Source organism: Nitriliruptor sp. (assembly GCF_040882075.1).
Lineage (GTDB): Bacteria > Actinomycetota > Nitriliruptoria > Nitriliruptorales > Nitriliruptoraceae > Nitriliruptor.
Window position 1 is genome coordinate 15,038 of record NZ_JBBEBZ010000186.1, and the last position, 17,755, is coordinate 32,792.

A 17,755-nucleotide genomic window follows, 5' to 3' on the forward strand; every position below is an offset into this window, starting at 1 on the left:
AGGCCAGGGACCGGCCACCCACCCCGCTGGTAGCATCGAACCTCGCTCGGAGGACGTTCCTGCACGAGGTCGTGCGGCCCGCAGGCCCTCCACTCGACGAGCAGGGAACACCAGATGAAGCCAGGTCAGCGGCTCCTGCGCGGCCCTCTCCCGTGGATCCTCGCCTTCGCGGCGGCGCTCTGGCTCGGGGTCAGCTTCCTCGGCGCGGCCAACGCCCCGGACGAGCTGTCCTGGACCGAGTTCTCCGCGGCCGTCGAGGCCGGCCAGCTCCAGGGGCAGGATCTCGAGCTGTCGACGATCGGCAACCGGTCGCAGTCCATCGAGGGTGAGCGCATCGTCGACGGTGACGCGACGCCGTTCCGGGTGGTCTACAACCCCGACATCGTCGGTGACCAGATCGGTTCGTGGATCGACGCGGGCCAGCTCCGCACCGAGTTCGACGCCGAGGCACCCGGTGCGCTGACCTCCATCCTCGCCACGGTCCTGCCCTTCATCCTGATCCTCGGGATCTTCTTCCTGCTGATGAACAACATGCAGGGCGGTGGCGGCAAGGTCATGCAGTTCGGCAAGTCCAAGGCCAAGATGGTCTCCAAGGACGCGCCGAAGGTCACCTTCGCCGACGTCTCCGGTGCCGACGAGGCGGTCGAGGAGCTCCGCGAGATCAAGGAGTTCCTGTCCAACCCCCAGAAGTTCCAGGCGATGGGCGCCAAGATCCCGAAGGGTGCGCTGCTCTACGGCCCCCCCGGGACCGGCAAGACCCTGCTCGCCCGCGCGGTGGCCGGCGAGGCCGGCGTCCCGTTCTTCTCGATCTCCGGGTCGGACTTCGTCGAGATGTTCGTCGGTGTCGGCGCGAGCCGAGTGAGGGACCTCTTCGAGCAGGCCAAGGCGAACGCCCCCGCGATCATCTTCGTCGACGAGATCGACGCCGTCGGTCGTCACCGCGGTGCCGGCATGGGTGGCGGCCACGACGAACGCGAACAGACCCTCAACCAGCTGCTGGTCGAGATGGACGGCTTCGACGTCCGCACCACGGTCATCCTCATCGCGGCGACCAACCGTCCCGACATCCTCGACCCGGCGCTGCTGCGCCCGGGCCGCTTCGACCGCCAGATCCCGGTCGACCGGCCCGACCTGATCGGTCGCGAAGCGATCCTCCAGACCCACGCCCGTGGCAAACCGCTCGAGGACGACGTCGACCTCGGCGTGCTCGCGCGGCAGACGCCGGGCTTCACCGGTGCCGACCTCGCCAACCTCGTCAACGAGGGGGCGCTGCTCGCCGCCCGCTACGGCAAGAAGTCGATCGCGATGTCCGAGCTCGAGGAATCCATCGAGCGGGTCATCGCCGGTCCCGAACGTCGCACCCGCCTGATGTCGGAACGCGAGAAGCGGACGGTCGCCTACCACGAGGGTGGTCACGCGATCGTCGGGCACGCCCTGCCCAACGCCGACCCCGTGCACAAGGTCACCATCATCCCGCGCGGCCAGGCGCTCGGTTTCACGATGCAGCTGCCGACCGAGGACAAGTACCTCATCTCGCGCAGCGAGCTGATCGATCGGCTCGCGGTGATGCTCGGTGGGCGCGTCGCCGAGGAGCTCAAGATCGGCGACATCACCACCGGCGCCGGTGACGACATCAAGAAGGCCACCGCGACCGCCAAGCAGATGGTCACCCAGTACGGCATGAGCGACATCCTCGGGCCGATCACGCTCGGTCACGGTGACTCGCAACCGTTCATGGGACGCGAGATGGGCGGCGGACCGGAGTACTCCGGGCAGATCGCCGCGCAGATCGACGCCGAGATCCGCAAGCTCCTCGACGAGGCCCACGACGAGGCGCTCGAGATCCTGGTCGAGAACGACGACGTGCTCGAGGCGTTGGCGAGCAAGCTGCTCGAGGTCGAGACGGTCGACGGCGCGCTCATGGCCGAGGTCTTCTCGCCCATCGACAAGCGACCCACGCGTGCCGTGGTCGCCCCCGAAGCGCAGGACCCGAAGATCGTCATCGATAAGCTCCGCCGGCTCGACCCGTCGATGAACGGGCACGGGAACGGCAACGGGAGCGCCGATGGCCCGAAGGCGTCCACCGCCAAGAAGGCGACCAAGAAGGCCACCCGGAAGCGGGCGACCGAGAAGACCTCGCGTTCGTCGAGCGGCCGGACCACCAAGCGGAGGACCGACGGATCCAGCTCCGACAGCTGACCGCCGGACCCAGGACCGCTGCCGAGACCGAGGGCCAGGTGCGCGACATCACGGGCGTCGAACCGAACGGCACGTTCGACCACGACAAGATCGAGCGCGCCGTGCGGATGCTGTTCGAGGCGATCGGCGAGGATCCGGACCGTCCCGGCATCGTCGACACCCCGGCGCGCGTCGCTCGGGAGTACGACGAGATCTTCGCCGGGCTGCTCGTCGACCCGGCCGACGTTCTGTCGGTGGTCTTCGATGAGCACCACGACGAGATCGTGATGATGCGCGACATCACCTTCCACAGCATGTGCGAGCACCACCTCGTCCCGTTCAGCGGGGTGGCACACGTCGCCTACCTGCCGAACGAGGCCGGGCAGGTCACCGGCCTGTCGAAGCTGGCGCGCCTGGTCGACGTCTGCGCGAAACGGCCGGGGCTGCAGGAACGCATGACGACGATGATCGCCGACACCATGGAGCGCAAGCTCGACCCCCGTGGCGTGATGGTGGTGGTCGAGGCCCGGCACCTGTGCATGGAGATGCGTGGCATCCGGCGAGCCGGCGCGACGACGGTGACCTCGACGGTCCGCGGCATCTTCCGCGAGGACCCACGCACGCGCGCGGAAGCGCTGGCGCTCCTGCGCGGCGGCGGTGGGGGCTCCGCGCTGTTCTGAGGGTCGCGGCTCCGTTCCTGACGTCGCTGAGGACACGCGGCCCTCTAGGATCGGCCCGTCCACGCCTCCGAGCGATCAGGGTGCCTACCGTGGCTGAGGTTCGACCGATCTGCCGCGTCGAGGATGCCCGCCTGGTCCCCGAGGGTGGCCCCGCACAGCTGGTCCTCACCCAGCTCGAGCGGGCGAGCGAGATCGCCGACAAGGTCGCTGCGGCGCGCGGCGTCGGGCGGGCTGACGGTGACCGGCTCGAGGTCATGGCCGTCCCTTCGCGGCTGATCGATGCTGCCGGCCGGGTCGGCGGCGCCGAACTCGCCGGTCCGCTCCGCGAGGTCGTGGACGCCGCCGTGGCCGCCTGGCTCGGAGGGGCTCCGGACCTGGTCACCCCCGCGGGGATGTTGCCCACCGGTTCGCGCCCCGTCGTGCTGGGCATCCTGAACGTCACCCCCGATTCGTTCTCGGACGGTGGGACGGCCTACGACCCGAGCGATCACCCCGGCGCGGCGATCCGCGCCGGCCTGGCCCTGCTGGCAGCCGGAGCGGACGCGGTCGACGTCGGTGGCGAATCCACGCGGCCGGGCGCCGATCCCGTGCCCGCCGACGAGGAGCTGCGTCGGGTCCTGCCCGTCGTCGAGGCCCTCGCGGCGGAGGGTGCGATCGTCGCGATCGACACGGTCAAGGCCGAGGTGGCGCGGGCAGCCGTCGAGGCCGGTGCGAGCATCGTCAACGACGTGTCCGCGGGATCGCTGGACGAGCGGATGCACCCGACGGTGGTCGACCTGCGCGTCCCGTACGTGCTGACCCACATGCGCGGCGAGCCACGGACCATGCAGGAGCACGCCTCCTACGAGGACGTGGTGCGCGAGGTGTTCGACCAGCTCGCGGGAGGGATCCGCGACCTCACGGCCGCCGGGCTCCCGCCCGAGCGCATCGTGGTCGACCCGGGGCTCGGGTTCGCCAAGGACGCGCGCCACAACCTCGCCCTGCTCCAGGCCGTGCGGGACCTGACCTCGCTCGGCCGGCCCGTCATGATCGGTGCCTCGCGCAAGTCCTTCATCGGCACGGTGACCGGCTCGGACGATCCGACGGACCGGCTCGAAGGCTCGCTCGCCGTGGCCGCGACGGCCGTGGCCGCGGGCGTCCGGATCGTCCGGGCGCACGACGTGGCCGCCACCGCCCGCGCCGTCCGGGTCGCCCACGCCATCGCGGCCGGCGAGCTCCCCGACGGGCCGGTGCCGACCGGTCGGCAGTAGCCTCGCGGTCCGTGCCGGGAGGACCCGCGTTGGACCGCATCACCGTGACCGGCATCGAGGTGTTCGCGCACCACGGCGTCCTGCCGCACGAGCGCGAGCTCGGCCAGCGGTTCGTCATCGACCTGGCCCTCGACCTCGACCTCGCGCCGGCCGCCGCGTCGGACGACGTCGCCGACACCGTCCACTACGGCGACCTCGCCGCGGCGGTGGTGGCCCTCGTCACCGAGCAGCCGGTCGACCTCATCGAGACGGTCGCCGAACGCGTCGCGGGTCGCTGCCTCGAGGACGACCGGGTGCGCGCCGCCGAGGTCACGGTGCACAAGCCCTCCGCGCCGCTCCCCGTGATCGCCGCCGAGGTGGCGGTCACCGTGCGACGAACCCGCGCCTGACGTGGCGGACCTCACCTTCCTGTCGCTCGGCGCGAACGTCGGTGACGCGCTCGAGACCCTGACCGCGGCCGTCTACGCGCTCGACGACGTCGACGGGTTCGCGGTCGAGGACGTGTCGGCGGTGTACGAGACCGAGCCCTGGCCGACGCCCGACGACCCGCGGCACGTACCCCAGGACCCCTACCTCAACCTCGTCGTCCGGGGCCGGACGGCCCTCGACCCCCACGACCTCCTCCGGCAGACCCAGCTCCTCGAGGCTGCGTTCGGGCGCGACCGTGCCACCGAGCAGCGGTGGGGCCCGCGTCCCCTCGACATCGACCTCCTGCTGGTCGGTGACGTCCGGCTCGCCACGGCCGACCTCGAGCTGCCCCACCCGCGACTGACCGAGCGCGCCTTCGTCCTCGTCCCGCTCGCGGAGGTCTGGCCGGGGGGCACGCTCCCGGACGGTCAGCGCGTCGCGCAGGCGCTCGCAGCGATCGCGCCGATCACCGGCATCGAGCTGGTGGTCCGGCTCGACGACGTCCCGGGGCGTCACGTGGCGCGACCCGAAGGGCCGGGAGCACCGCGAGCCTCGTTCGAGCGCCCCGGACTGGATCCCGACGAGGCGGCCGGCTCGTGACCTCGACGACCTCGACGACCTCGCGTCGACGCGTCGCCATCGTCGGGCCCGGCCGCGTGGGGACCCTGCTGGCGGTGGCGCTGTCGCGGGCCGGTCACCGGACGGTGGCGGTGGCTGGTGGGTCCGAGGCCTCCCGCGAGCACGTGGTGGCGCTCGTGGCGGGCTGTCGGCCGCACGGGGACGTCGTCGCGGCCGCCGCGGACGCCGACCTCGTCGTCATCGCCACCCCCGACGATGCCATCGAGCGGGTCGTCACCGACCTCGCGCGGTCGGACGTCCTGCACGAGGGGCACCGTGTGGTGCACGTCGCCGGGTCGCGCGGTCTGGCGCCACTCCACCGCGCTGCCCTCTGCGGCGCCGGGGTGGCGGCGTGCCACCCCGCGATGACCGTGCCGACCGGCGCCAGCGATCCCGACCTCCTCGTCGGGACACCGTGGGCGGTGACCGCGTCCGCGACGGATCGGGCGTGGGCACGGGATCTCGTCGCCGACCTCGGCGGGGACCCCCACGATGTCGACGACGACGTCCGCGGGCTCTACCACGCCGGTCTCACGGTCGGCAGCAACGCGGCGGCCGCGGCCGTGGTGGTCGCGCGCCAGCTCCTGCTCGGCGCCCGCATCGACGACCCCGCCGCCTTCCTCGGCCCCCTCGTGGCCCGCAGCGTGGACAACGCGATGACGACCGGCGCCGCTGCCCTGACCGGTCCGGTGGTCCGGGGCGACGTGGGCACGGTCGCCGCGCACCTCGACGTGCTCGCCGCCGATGTGCCCGACCTGCTCGAGGCGTACCGGGACCTCGCGCGGGTCCTGCTCGGCCGTGTCCGCGCCGAGTTGTCCCCGGGGGCCGCCGCCGAGCTCGATGTCCTCCTCGCCCCGCGGACCTCGTGACCCGATCGGCACGTACCCTGCGCCGCCGCCGGAGGGAGCCCGTGTGCAGCGTCTGACCACCATCGCCGAGGTGCGGGCCGCCGTCGGCGAGGCCCGCCGTGCGGGCGGTCGCGTGGCGCTGGTGCCCACCATGGGAGCGCTGCACGAGGGCCACCTCGCCCTGGTCCGTGAGGCGGCCAGCGACGCGGACCTCACGGTCGTCTCGATCTTCGTCAACCCGACGCAGTTCGACCGCCCCGATGACCTGGCCGCCTACCCGCGCGATCTCGAAGGGGACGAGGGGCAGCTCGCCGAGCTCGGCGACCTCGCGCCCGACGTCGTGTTCGCCCCGGAGGTCGCCGAGGTCTACCCCCGTCCGTCCGTCACCCGGGTGACCGTGAGGGGCCTGACCGACCGCCTCTGTGGCGCCTCGCGCCCCGGCCACTTCGATGGCGTCGCGACCGTCTGTACCAAGCTGTTCTCGATCGTCCAGCCCGACCTGGCCGTGTTCGGCCGCAAGGACTTCCAGCAGCTGGCCGTCATCCGGCGGGTCGTGGCCGACCTGGACCTCCCGGTCGAGGTCGTGGGTGCGCCGACCGTCCGCGAACCCGACGGGTTGGCGATGTCGTCACGCAACCGCCGGCTCGGCCCCGCGGAGCGTCGGAGCGCTCTCTGCCTGTCGCGCGCGCTCCGGGCGGGTGTCGCGGTGGCTCGCGCCGGCCGCGCGGGAGGGGGGCCGATCGACGCGGTTCGGGTCGCCAACGAGGTCGGCGGTACCCTCTCGGCCGCCCCCGGGGTCACCGTCGACTACGTCGAGGTGCTCGACCCCGAGACCCTCGCACCACCCGACGCGACCTCGCGCGGGCAGGCGGGAGACGGATCTCCGGAGGCGCAGCAACAGCTGCTGGTCGCGGTCGCAGCCGACGTCGGACCGGTCCGCCTCATCGACAACGTCGTGCTGGGCGACACCGAGGACGAGGAACGGCTGCTGGCAGCGACGAGCTGAACGCCACCGACAGGTGGACCGGTTGGAACCGGGACGTGGGAGCGTCCCGGAACGACACGGCAGAGAGGCGGGTGCAGATGCGCCGCACGATGATGAAGTCCAAGATCCACCGCGGGACGGTCACCGAGGCCAACCTCGATTACGTCGGCTCGATCACCATCGACCGCGACCTGATGGACGCCGCGGACCTGCTGGTCAACGAGAAGGTGCAGGTCGTCGACAACGACAACGGCGCCCGGCTCGAGACCTACGTGATCGAGGGCGAGCGAGGATCGGGCGTGATCTGCCTCAACGGCGCTGCCGCCCGGTTGGTCCAGCCCGGCGACACCGTCATCATCATCTCGTACGCCGATCTCGAGGATGCCGAGGCGCGGGCCTGGGAACCGACGGTCGTCTTCGTCGACGGGGACAACCAGCCGGTCTCGGTCGAGGTGGCCGAACGGCACGGCCAGGTCCGGGGCGTGGCCTGAGCACCGGACGGCAGGTGGCTGGGTCCTCCGCCCTCCCCGGTGACGGCGTGCTCGACGCGGTCGCGGTCCGCGCTGCGGGCGAGGAGGCGGTCGCGCGAGCGCTCGCCGAGGACCTCGGGGTCGCGGTCGACGCGACCCCGGCGCAGCGGCGAGCCGCGGACGCGACGGCCACGGCGACCATCCCGCCGGACCTTCCGGGCGAGGCATCGCTGGTCGCCCGGGCCGATGGCGTGATCGCGGGGACCGCCCTGGTCGAGCTGACCTTCGCGGCGGTCGACCCGTCCCTCGCGGTGTCGATCGACGTCGCCGACGGCGCGGCCGTCACGCGGGGCCAGGTGCTCGGAGCGGTGACGGGTCCGCTCGCGTCGGTCCTGGCGGGCGAACGCACCGCGCTGAACTTCCTCACCCACCTGTCGGGGGTGGCGACGCGCACCCGCGAGTTCGCGCGCGCCGTCGACGGCACGGGCTGCGTGGTCCGCGACACCCGCAAGACCACCCCGGGGTTGCGGCTGCTCGAGAAGGCGGCCGTCCGGGCGGGGGGTGGGGTGAACCACCGCGTCGGACTGGCCGACGCGTTGCTGGTCAAGGACAACCACGTCGCCGCTGCCGGCGGTGTGGCCGAGGCCACCCGGCGCGCTCTCGCCGCCGTCGGAGGTCGCCACGTCCAGGTCGAGGTCACCTCGCTGGCCGAGCTCGACGCGGCCGTCGATGCCGGCGCGCGGGACGTGCTGCTCGACAACTTCACCCCGGAGGGCTGCGCCGAGGCCGTCGCCCACCTCGCGGCTCGCGATCTCGCCGAGCGGGTCCTGCTCGAGGCCTCCGGGACGATCCGGCTCGACACGGTCGCCGCGTACGCCGCGTCCGGGGTCGATCGCGTGGCCGTCGGGGCGCTCACCCACTCGGCGCCGCAGCTCGACATCGCGTTGGACGTCCGGGCCGTCGGCTCGGACGCTGCTCCTCGACCGGAGGCCTGAGGTGCTGCTCGCCATCGATGTCGGCAACTCCAGCACGGTCGTCGGCACGCTGCTCGGCGACGAGGTGCGCCACCACTGGCGGCTGTCGACCCACGCCGACGAGACCGCCGACGAGCTCGCCCTCAAGCTCGCCGGCTTGCTCCGGTTCGTGGGCCTCGACCTCAGCACGGACATCGACGGGGCGATCGTGTCGTCCGTGGTCCCGCACGTGACCGAGACGTTGCGCCAGCTGGCCGATCGCTACCTGCGCGAACCGCTGCTGGTGGTCGAACCCGGGGTGCGTACCGGCCTGGCGTTGCGCGTGGACAACCCGCGCGAGATCGGCGCCGACCGCATCGTCAACGCCGTCGCCGCGTACGCGCTCTACGGCGGCCCGGCCATCGTCGTCGACTTCGGGACCGCCACGTCGTTCGACGTCGTCGATGGCCAGGGCCAGTTCGTCGGGGGGGCCATCGCTCCGGGCGTCAGCACGTCCGCCGATGCGCTCGTCCGACGAGCCGCACGCCTGCCGCGGGTCGAGACGATCGCCCCGCCCGCGGCCATCGGCCGCTCCACGGTCACCGCGTTGCAGTCCGGCATCGTCTTCGGCGCCGCGGGGCAGGTCGACGCCCTCGTCGAACGCATCTCCCGCGAGCTCGGACCCGGCGTGACGACGGTGGCGACCGGGGGACTGGCGTCCGCGGTCCTCGACGCGTGCCGGAGCATCGATCACCACGATCCCTGGCTCACGCTCAGGGGCCTGAGCCTGGTCTGGGCGCACAACCGCCCCTGACGCGGCTGCCGTAACCCCCGCACGCCAGCGCTACCGTGCGGCCCCGCCCGCACCCTAGCCCGCGAGACGCCCGTGTCCGACGCCCCCCGTGACCCGTCCGACGAGGCGCTGCCCGATGAGGGCTCCAAGCTCGACGAGCTGATCGCCGCCCGCCGGGCGAAGGTCGACCAGCTCCGTGAGGCTGGTGTCGAGCCGTACGCGTTCGCGTTCCGGCCCACCGACACCCTCGCTGAGGTCGCGGAGCGCCACCCCGCCCTCGAGCCTGGCACCGAGACGGGCGAGCAGGTCACCGTCGCCGGTCGGGTCGTGGCCAAGCGTTCGATGGGTCGTCTGCACTTCCTGGTCCTCCAGGAGGCGGACGCGCAGCTCCAGCTGTTCGTGCCGATCAAGGCCGTCGACGAGCCGTCGCGCGACCTGCTCGGCCAGCTCGACGTCGGGGACTGGCTCGGCGCGACCGGTGAGGTGCTGGCGACCAAGACCGGTGAGCTGTCGGTGAAACCGTCGCAGCTCACCCTCCTCGCCAAGAGCCTTCGGCCGCTGCCCGACAAGTGGCACGGCCTCACCGACACCGAGGCGCGCTTCCGTCAGCGCGAGCTCGACCTCGTGGTCAACGCCGACGCCCGCCGGGTCTTCACGGTCCGGGCGAAGGTGCTCAAGGCGCTCCGGGCCGAGCTCGACGAGCGCGGGTTCGTCGAGGTCGAGACCCCGATGCTGCACCCGATCCCCGGCGGGGCCGCTGCGCGACCGTTCGTGACCCACCACAACACCTTGGACACCGACCTCTACCTGCGCATCGCGCCCGAGCTCTACCTCAAGCGGCTCATCGCGGGTGGCATGAACCGGGTCTTCGAGATCAACCGGAGCTTCCGCAACGAGGGCATGTCGACCCGGCACAACCCCGAGTTCACGATGCTCGAGTCGTACGAGGCCTACGCCGACTACCACGACGTCATGGACCTGACCGAGGCGCTGCTGCAGCGCGCATCGCGGGAGGCGGTCGGCACGCTCGAGCTCACCTACGGCGACCGCGAGGTGTCCCTCGCGGGGCCGTTCCGGCGGATCCCCCTCCTGGACCTCGTCCGCGAGGCGACGGGCCGCGGCGAGCTCACCTACGACGACGATCTCGACACCTGGCGGGGCGTCTGCGACGCGCACGAGGTCCACCACGAGGACGCCTGGGGAGTCGGCAAGCTCGCGCTCGAGGTGTACGAGGCGCTCGTCGAGCACACCCTCTGGGAGCCGACCTTCGTCACCGACTACCCGATCGAGGTCAGCCCGCTCGCGCGTCGCCACCGCGATCAGCCCCACGTGACCGAACGCTTCGAGCTCATCGTCGCGGGCCGCGAGTTCGGCAACGCCTTCTCCGAGCTCATCGATCCGGTCGACCAACGCGAGCGCTTCGAGGCGCAAGCGCGCGCCAAGGCCGCCGGCGACCACGAGGCGATGCCGATCGACGAGCCGTACCTGCGGGCGATGGAGCTCGGCCTCCCGCCCACCGGCGGGCTCGGCATCGGGGTCGACCGGCTCGTGATGCTGCTCGCCGACGTCCACAACATCCGTGATGTCATCCTGTTCCCGACGCTGCGACCCGAGTCGGGCGTCTGACCCCGACGGCGTCACGCGTTCGAGTCGACCTGGAGAGCCGCACGTGCGGATCACGACCTACTGCTCGTCCTCCGAGGCGGTCGACGACCGCTACAGCGAGGTCGCCCACGCGTACGGCACGGCGCTCGGCGAGGCGGGCCACGAGCTGGTCTACGGCGGCACCTCGGTCGGGCTCATGGGCGTGGTCGCCCGTTCGGTCCGCGAGGCCGGCGGTCGGGTCACCGGGGTCGTCCCCGAGCTCATGGTCGAGCGCGGGCTCGCCGACGACGCGTGCGACGAGCTGGTGGTCACCGAGGGGATGGGCGGTCGCAAGCAGGAGATGATCGTCCGAGCGGACGCCTTCGTCGCGCTCCCCGGCGGTTTCGGGACCCTCGAGGAGCTGCTCGAGGTGTTGACCCTGAAGCAGCTCGGCTACCACCGGCGGCCCATCGTCATGCTGCAGGTCGACGGGTTCTGGGACGGCCTCCTCGCGTTCTTCGAGCAGCTCTACGCCGCGGACTTCGCCCGTCCCGACTACCGGCGGCTCTACGCAGTGGCCGCCGACGTGCGCGAGCTGCTCGAACTGGTCGTGCTCCCGCCCGAGAGCGACCTCCCGACGAAGTGGTACTGAGGTGAAGGGTGAAGTCCCGGACGCTTCGGCCGATGCTCCGGTGAGAGTCGACGCGGCGGACACCGGGACGGGGAGAGGGCGACGTGCGTTTCGAGGCGGCGTTCCGTTCCTTCGCCGAGAGCATCGGTGTCGCCGTCGTCGTCGCGGATGTCGACGGGCGGGTCCTGACGGCCAACGACGCGGCGCACGAGCTGTTCGATGGCGTCCTCGGCACCCATGGGGTCCTGCTCGGTTCCCGCGCCGGCGATCACCCCTGGACGCTGCTGCACGAGGACGGGCGCGAGATGACGCTCGATGAGGAACCTGCGCAGCACGCGCGGCGGTCCGGTGAGCCCGTGCGGGACGCGGTGGTCGGGTTCGTGGTCCGGGACGGCTCCCCCTGCTGGCTGCTCCAGAGCGCCGTCCCGCTCCAGCCGGACGACGACCCCACCAACGATCTGATCATCTCGACGTTCGTGGACATCACGGCGCGGCGTGAGCTCGAGGCGCGCCTCGAGCAGCAGGCGAGCGCCGATCCGCTGACCGGGCTGGCGAACCGTCTCCGCTACGAGGAGGGGCTCCGGGAATCGGCCGAACGGGCCGATCTGTCGGAGCTGCCGGTCGCGTTGATGCACCTCGACGTCGACGACTTCAAGGGCATCAACGATCTGCACGGTCACGCGGCTGGCGATGGCGTGCTGGTGGCGATCGCGGATCGGATCGGATCGTTGGTGCGTGCCACCGACACCGTCGCCCGGCTCGGCGGCGACGAACTGGCGGTGGTGCTCGCCGGAGCCGACGAGGAACGAGCGCGAGCCCTGGCCGAGGAGATCCTCACGGCCGTCGCGGCCCCCATCCGTCCAGCCCGGACGTTGCGAGGGACCGAGCTCGAGGTGACGGTGTCGATCGGCCTCGCCGTCCGCGAGTCCCGTGGCGCGCTCGACACGCTCGAGCTGGCGGCCGACGAGGCGCTGCTGGCCGCCAAGCACGCCGGGAAGGGGCGCTACGTGGTCCACGACGGCGCCACGGTGGCTCCGGGCGGCGTCGAGGTGGTCGTGGACGGTGCGGACGCCCACGCCTGGGCGGAGTACATCGACCGGCTCCGTCACGCGATCGCGCGCAGCAAGGAGGAGGGCAGGCTCCCGAGCTCGTCCGGGGCGCCGGACTCCATCCACCGGGTGCTGCAGGCGATGCTCGTTCGGATCCGGCGCGTGGCGCCAATCGGTGAGGTGGCGTTGGAGCTACCGCGCGAACGGGACCTCGGGCCGTTCGTGTTCCACCAGACCAACGTGGACTCGTGGGTGGCCCGGCTGCGCCGGGACGGCATCATCGACGTCGAGATGTCGCCGGAGGCCGAGCGGTTCTGGGCGGCGGTTCGGGGCCGCGTCGACGTCGTCGGGCTCTGAGCGTCTCGGTCGACTCGGTACCACGGCGTGGCACCCGGCTCAGCGGCCCGCACGGTCCCGGAGCTGCTGTGCGAGGTCCCGGGCGGTGCCGCTCGGATCGGCCGGGTCGAGGACGATCGGGCCGAAGGTCTCGTCCGGCGTGCTGCCGGCCGCGAACGGACCGAGGTCGAGCGCTGCCAGGGCTGCCAGCGCCAGGATCAACACCGTGAGACCGGCCAACGTGGCCGTCGTCCGCGAACGCTTCCCCTCCCCGCGGGGCTCCGGACCGTCACCTGCCGCCGCGTCGGCAGCCGGTTCGGCGGCGATGGCTCCGGTGGGCGTGTCGGCGCCCACGGGCTCGAACGGTCCCTCGCCGGTGAGGTCCGGCGCCTGCTCCTCGTGCGGTCCGGTGGTCCGGTCCACGACCATCGCCGCGGTGGCCTCGCGGTGGGGCGGCGGCGGCGTCGGCGCGCCGCTGTGCACCGGATCGCTGGCGAGGATGTCGAGGGCGGCGAGGGCATCCGGTGGGCGGTCGTCGGGGTGTTCGGCGAGCAGTCGGCGCAGCAGCTCGCGCAGCCTCGGCGGCACGTCGGAGCGCGTCGCCGTGCGAACGCTGGCTTCGTCGCCCGGCGCGTGGCCGGTCAGCAGCTCGGTCAGGGTCGCCCCGAGCGCCCACAGGTCCGTGCGCACGGTCGCCGGTTCCCCGCGCCGACGCTCCGGCGCGAGGTATCCCGCCGTGCCGATGACGAAGCCGGTGCGCGTCAGGCGTTCCTGGTCGATGGCGACCGCGACCCCGAAGTCGGTCACCTTGACGGTGCCGTCCGCCGCGCGCAGCAGGTTGCCCGGCTTGACGTCGCGGTGCAGGAGGCCCGCCTGGTGCGCGCTGTGGAGGGCCCCGAGCGCGTCCGTGGCGATCTGGGTGACCGCCTCGGGCGACAGCGGACCCTCGGAGGCGAGCACGTCCGAGAGGCTCGGCCCGTCGACGCACTCCATCACCAGGTAGGGGCGGCCCGTCTCCTCGCCGACGTCGTAGACGGCGACCACACGAGGGTCGCTGACGGACGCCGCCGCACGTGCCTCGCGCAGGAAGCGCGCGTACGAACCCGCGTCGAGGGAGAGGTTGTCGGCGAGGAGCTTGATCGCGACCTCGCGACCGAGCACCTCGTCCTCCGCCCGCACGACCACCCCCATGCCACCGACGCCGAGCTGGCCGGTCACCCGGTAACGGCCGGACGCGATCTGGCTCGGCAGCATCGGTGCGGGCGACCACGTCCGGGAAGCCGATGGGCCCGGCCCGACCGCGGTGCCACCGGGGCGATCGTCGACGACGTGCGCCTGGGCCGGTGCGCCGTCGAGGTGCTCCTGCGTGGGCTCACCGTCACCACGCCCACCGTCGTGGCGATCGGAGGCGCCGCGCCCGTCAGCGTCGGGTGCGGCGCTCACGGGCCGCCTCCCTGTCCGGAGCCACGACCGGGCGGTGGCCCGCCGCCACGGTCAGCCCCGGGCGGTTCGTTCTCCGGGCCGCCCCCGCCGCCCTGGTCGCCGCCGGACGAGCCCGATCCCCCGTCGTCGTCACCGCTCGGCGGAACGGGGGCGGGTGCAGGTGCAGGTGCAGGTGCGGGTTCCGCTGCTGGCGGAGGCGGCTCCGGCGCGGGCGTCCCGGAGCGGTCGTCGTCCGTCACCTCGTCGTCCGTCACCTCGTCGTCAGCCGCTCCGTCGCCGTCGGTGTCGTCGCACGACAGCCCGACGGTCACGGCCGCAGCGACCCGGATCGTCTCGTCGACGACCGACTCGGGGGCGGCACCGTCGGCCAACGCCGCGGTGGCGCGTCGTTCGAGCGTGTCCGCCTCATCGAGCGCGGCGCAGGGCTCGTCGCGGGCCAGCGCGAGGGCGAGCCGCTCGGCAGCGTCGGCGAGCGCGGCACCGGTCGCGGGCTCGAGGGCCGTCGACCCGTCACCGCCACCCTCCGTGCACCCCGCGAGGAGGGAACCGGCGATGGCGACCGCGAGGGCGCCGCCGAGCAGGGCGGAGCCCGACGGACGGTGCCGGAGGGTGATCACGGCATCACCGTAGGTCCGCGAGGGGGTGTCGCCCCCGGCCGAAGGGGTCCGTCGGCGCACGCGTCCGACCGTCCGGTCCGGTACGGCTCGACGGATGTGCGCCGGGTCGGCTCCACGCGGCAGCGGATCGCGCCGTCTACCTCCACCCTCGTCGACCGATCGCCGCCGTCCGCGCCGGCTCGCGCCCGCCGCCCGCCCACGTCCCGGTCCGTCCGACCGGGGCCGGGCGGGAGCCGAGCCCGAACCACCCCCGAAGTGGCCACGAACCCGGGGAAGCGCGATGGATCGATGGGTTACAGTCGGTCGAGGTCCCGGACCCTCACCCGGAGGGTCCACCGGGCCCAGCCGTGGGGAGTCATCCACATGTTCGAGAGGTTCACCGACCGGGCCCGCCGGGTCGTCGTCCTCGCCCAAGAAGAGGCGAGGATGCTGAACCACAACTACATCGGGACCGAGCACATCCTGCTCGGCCTGATCCACGAGGGCGAGGGGGTCGCCGCCAAGGCCCTCGAGTCGATGAACATCTCCCTCGAGGCCGTGCGCAACCAGGTCACCGAGATCATCGGCCGTGGCCAGACCGCGCCGGCGGGTCACATCCCGTTCACCCCCCGGGCCAAGAAGGTGCTCGAGCTGTCCCTGCGCGAAGCGCTCCAGCTCGGTCACAACTACATCGGCACCGAGCACATCCTGCTCGGGCTCATCCGCGAGGGCGAGGGCGTCGCCGCCCAGGTCCTCCAGAAGCTGTCCGCCGACCTCAACCGCGTCCGCCAGCAGGTCATCCAGCTGCTGTCCGGGTACGCGGGGAGCGAGGGCGGCAAGGCCGGCGCCGGCGTCGGCGAGGGCAGCACCGGTGGCGCTCGCGAGGGCTCGACCGTACTCGACCAGTTCGGGCGCAACCTCACCCAGGCCGCCCGGGACGCCGAACTCGACCCCGTCATCGGCCGCGCGCGGGAGATCGAGCGCGTGATGCAGGTCCTGTCGCGCCGGACCAAGAACAACCCGGTCCTGATCGGTGAGCCAGGCGTCGGCAAGACCGCCATCGTCGAGGGGCTCGCCCAGCGCATCGTGGCCGGTGAGGTCCCCGAGACCCTGACCGACAAGCACCTCTACACCCTCGACCTCGGCGCGCTCGTGGCCGGGTCGCGCTACCGCGGTGACTTCGAGGAGCGCCTGAAGAAGGTCCTCAAGGAGATCACCACCCGCGGCGACATCATCCTGTTCATCGACGAGATCCACACCCTCGTCGGTGCCGGTGCGGCCGAGGGTGCCATCGACGCGGCCTCGATCCTCAAGCCCATGCTGGCCCGAGGCGAGATCCAGACCATCGGCGCCACCACCCTCGACGAGTACCGCAAGTACGTCGAGAAGGACGCAGCCCTCGAACGGCGCTTCCAGCCGGTCAAGGTCGAGGAACCCTCGATGGAGCACACCATCGAGATCCTCAAGGGCCTCCGCGACCGCTACGAGGCCCACCACCGGGTGACCATCACCGACGAGGCGCTCGTGTCGGCCGCCGAGCTCGCTGACCGCTACATCTCCGACCGCTACCTGCCGGACAAGGCCATCGACCTCATCGACGAGGCGGGCTCGCGTCTGCGCATCCGGGCGATGACCACGCCGCCGGACCTCGCCGAGCTCGACGCCTCCATCGAGGAGGCCCGTCGCGCGAAGGAGGACGCCATCGACGCGCAGGACTTCGAGCGTGCCGCTCGTCTGCGTGACGAGGAGAAGAAGCTGATCGAGAACCGCCAGCACCGCGAGGACGAGTGGCGCTCGGAAGGCATGGACCAGGTGCTGACCGTCGACGAGGAGGTCGTCGCCGAGGTCCTCGCGGTCTGGACCGGTATCCCGGTCTTCAAGCTGACCCAGGAGGAGACCGACAAGCTGCTGCACATGGAGGACGAGCTGCACAAGCGCGTCATCGGGCAGGAGCAGTCGATCACCGCGGTGTCCAAGGCCATCCGGCGCACCCGGGCCGGCCTGAAGGACCCCAAGCGGCCGTCCGGGTCGTTCATCTTCCTCGGCCCCTCCGGTGTCGGCAAGACCGAGCTCGCCAAGACCCTCGCCGAGTACCTGTTCGGCGACGAGAACTCGCTGATCCACCTCGACATGTCCGAGTACATGGAGAAGCACACCGTCAGCCGGCTCGTGGGTTCGCCCCCGGGGTACGTCGGCTACGACGAGGGCGGCCAGCTCACCGAACAGGTGCGCCGCAAGCCCTTCTCGGTGGTGCTCTTCGACGAGGTCGAGAAGGCCCACCCGGATGTGTTCAACACCCTCCTGCAGATCCTCGAGGACGGGCGGCTCACCGACGCGCAGGGCCGCACGGTGGACTTCAAGAACACCATCCTGATCATGACCTCCAACCTCGGGACCAAGAACCTCACCGCCCCCGCGGTCGGGTTCGTGGCGGCCGACGACGCGTCGATGTACGAGAAGATGAGGAGCCAGGTCGACGACGAGCTCAAGAAGCACTTCCGACCCGAGTTCCTCAACCGCATCGACGACACCATCGTCTTCCACCCGCTCTCGCGGGAGGAGGTCAAGGAGATCGTCGACCTGATGCTCGCGCGGGTGAAGAACCAGCTGCGCGTCAAGGACCTCGACCTCGAGCTGACCGACGACCTCAAGATCTGGCTCGCCGAGAAGGGCTACGACCCGCAGCTCGGTGCCCGTCCGCTGCGTCGCACGATCCAGCGTGAGCTCGAGGACAAGCTCTCCGAGCGCATCCTGCTCGGCGAGTTCACCCCGGGGCAGCTGATCGTGGCCGGGGTCGACACCGAGGGCGACACCGTGAGCTTCCGGGCCGTGGACTCGCCGTCCGCGCCGGACGTGCCCCCGGTCGAGCTCGCCGGCGGCGACCGCGGCGAGGACGACACGGCCGGGACCGACTGACCCGGATCGGACCGCAG

Annotated in this window: 16 protein-coding genes; 14 read left to right on the forward strand and 2 right to left on the reverse strand. The window is 72.1% G+C overall.

Annotated elements, in window-relative coordinates; translation table 11 throughout:
- Positions 1–114: 114 nt before the first annotated feature.
- From ftsH to WEB03_RS13020, 13 genes are all read left to right on the forward strand, one after another.
- Positions 115–2,199, forward strand: a complete 2,085-nt coding sequence (gene ftsH, locus WEB03_RS12960; RefSeq protein WP_368071369.1) for an ATP-dependent zinc metalloprotease FtsH — start codon at positions 115–117, stop codon at positions 2,197–2,199.
- A 38-nt stretch (positions 2,200–2,237) separates the two neighbouring features.
- Positions 2,238–2,858, forward strand: a complete 621-nt coding sequence (folE, locus tag WEB03_RS12965; protein ID WP_368071370.1) for a GTP cyclohydrolase I FolE — start codon at positions 2,238–2,240, stop codon at positions 2,856–2,858.
- A gap of 89 nt (positions 2,859–2,947) precedes the next feature.
- Complete coding sequence (gene folP / locus WEB03_RS12970) at positions 2,948–4,108, forward strand: dihydropteroate synthase (protein WP_368071371.1); 1,161 nt, start codon at positions 2,948–2,950, stop codon at positions 4,106–4,108.
- Positions 4,109–4,137: 29 nt separating this feature from the next.
- Positions 4,138–4,497: a dihydroneopterin aldolase gene (gene folB, locus WEB03_RS12975; RefSeq protein WP_368071372.1), complete on the forward strand. Its 360-nt coding sequence runs from the start codon at positions 4,138–4,140 to the stop codon at positions 4,495–4,497.
- 1 nt (position 4,498) lies between these two features.
- Complete coding sequence (gene folK, locus WEB03_RS12980; protein ID WP_368071373.1) at positions 4,499–5,116, forward strand: 2-amino-4-hydroxy-6-hydroxymethyldihydropteridine diphosphokinase; 618 nt, start codon at positions 4,499–4,501, stop codon at positions 5,114–5,116.
- The gene (locus WEB03_RS12985) at positions 5,113–6,003 is read left to right on the forward strand and encodes a Rossmann-like and DUF2520 domain-containing protein (protein WP_368071374.1); all 891 of its coding nucleotides are present in this window, start codon (positions 5,113–5,115) and stop codon (positions 6,001–6,003) included. The genes folK and WEB03_RS12985 overlap by 4 nt, the downstream gene beginning before the upstream one ends.
- A 43-nt stretch (positions 6,004–6,046) precedes the next feature.
- Entirely contained in the window at positions 6,047–6,988 is a 942-nt protein-coding gene (gene panC / locus WEB03_RS12990; RefSeq protein WP_368071375.1) for a pantoate--beta-alanine ligase, read from the forward strand.
- 77 nt (positions 6,989–7,065) lie between these two features.
- Entirely contained in the window at positions 7,066–7,458 is a 393-nt protein-coding gene (gene panD / locus WEB03_RS12995; protein ID WP_368071376.1) for an aspartate 1-decarboxylase, read from the forward strand.
- Between the two features lie 14 nt (positions 7,459–7,472).
- A complete protein-coding gene (gene nadC / locus WEB03_RS13000; RefSeq protein WP_368071377.1) occupies positions 7,473–8,432 on the forward strand; it encodes a carboxylating nicotinate-nucleotide diphosphorylase in 960 nt (319 codons plus the stop codon).
- 1 nt (position 8,433) lies between these two features.
- Positions 8,434–9,204 (forward strand): type III pantothenate kinase, encoded by a 771-nt coding sequence (locus tag WEB03_RS13005; RefSeq protein WP_368071378.1) that lies wholly within the window; start codon positions 8,434–8,436, stop codon positions 9,202–9,204.
- 72 nt (positions 9,205–9,276) lie between these two features.
- Positions 9,277–10,809, forward strand: coding sequence for a lysine--tRNA ligase (gene lysS, locus WEB03_RS13010; RefSeq protein ID WP_368071379.1), 1,533 nt, complete (start codon positions 9,277–9,279; stop codon positions 10,807–10,809).
- A gap of 43 nt (positions 10,810–10,852) precedes the next feature.
- Positions 10,853–11,419: a TIGR00730 family Rossman fold protein gene (locus WEB03_RS13015; protein ID WP_368071380.1), complete on the forward strand. Its 567-nt coding sequence runs from the start codon at positions 10,853–10,855 to the stop codon at positions 11,417–11,419.
- Between the two features lie 83 nt (positions 11,420–11,502).
- On the forward strand, positions 11,503–12,804 hold the full coding sequence (locus WEB03_RS13020) for a diguanylate cyclase (RefSeq protein WP_368071381.1): 1,302 nt from the start codon (positions 11,503–11,505) through the stop codon (positions 12,802–12,804).
- 39 nt (positions 12,805–12,843) lie between these two features.
- On the opposite strand, the gene WEB03_RS13025 is transcribed toward WEB03_RS13020, so the two are convergent.
- Both WEB03_RS13025 and WEB03_RS13030 read right to left on the reverse strand, forming a co-directional pair.
- A complete protein-coding gene (locus WEB03_RS13025; RefSeq protein WP_368071382.1) occupies positions 12,844–14,226 on the reverse strand; it encodes a serine/threonine-protein kinase in 1,383 nt (460 codons plus the stop codon).
- Positions 14,223–14,843 (reverse strand): hypothetical protein, encoded by a 621-nt coding sequence (locus tag WEB03_RS13030; RefSeq protein ID WP_368071383.1) that lies wholly within the window; start codon positions 14,841–14,843, stop codon positions 14,223–14,225. Before WEB03_RS13030 ends, WEB03_RS13025 begins: the two co-directional genes overlap by 4 nt.
- Positions 14,844–15,206: 363 nt before the next feature.
- On the opposite strand from WEB03_RS13030, the gene WEB03_RS13035 reads away from it, so the two are divergent.
- A complete protein-coding gene (locus tag WEB03_RS13035; RefSeq protein WP_368071384.1) occupies positions 15,207–17,738 on the forward strand; it encodes an ATP-dependent Clp protease ATP-binding subunit in 2,532 nt (843 codons plus the stop codon).
- Positions 17,739–17,755: the final 17 nt, after the last annotated feature.

What these genes read in the sequence shown, in the direction of transcription:
- panD (WP_368071376.1), top strand. Translation starts at nt 7,066, where the DNA reads ATGCGCCGCACGATGATGAAGTCCAAGATCCACCGCGGGACGGTCACC.
- ftsH (WP_368071369.1), top strand. Translation starts at nt 115, where the DNA reads ATGAAGCCAGGTCAGCGGCTCCTGCGCGGCCCTCTCCCGTGGATCCTC.
- WEB03_RS13035 (WP_368071384.1), top strand. Translation starts at nt 15,207, where the DNA reads ATGTTCGAGAGGTTCACCGACCGGGCCCGCCGGGTCGTCGTCCTCGCC.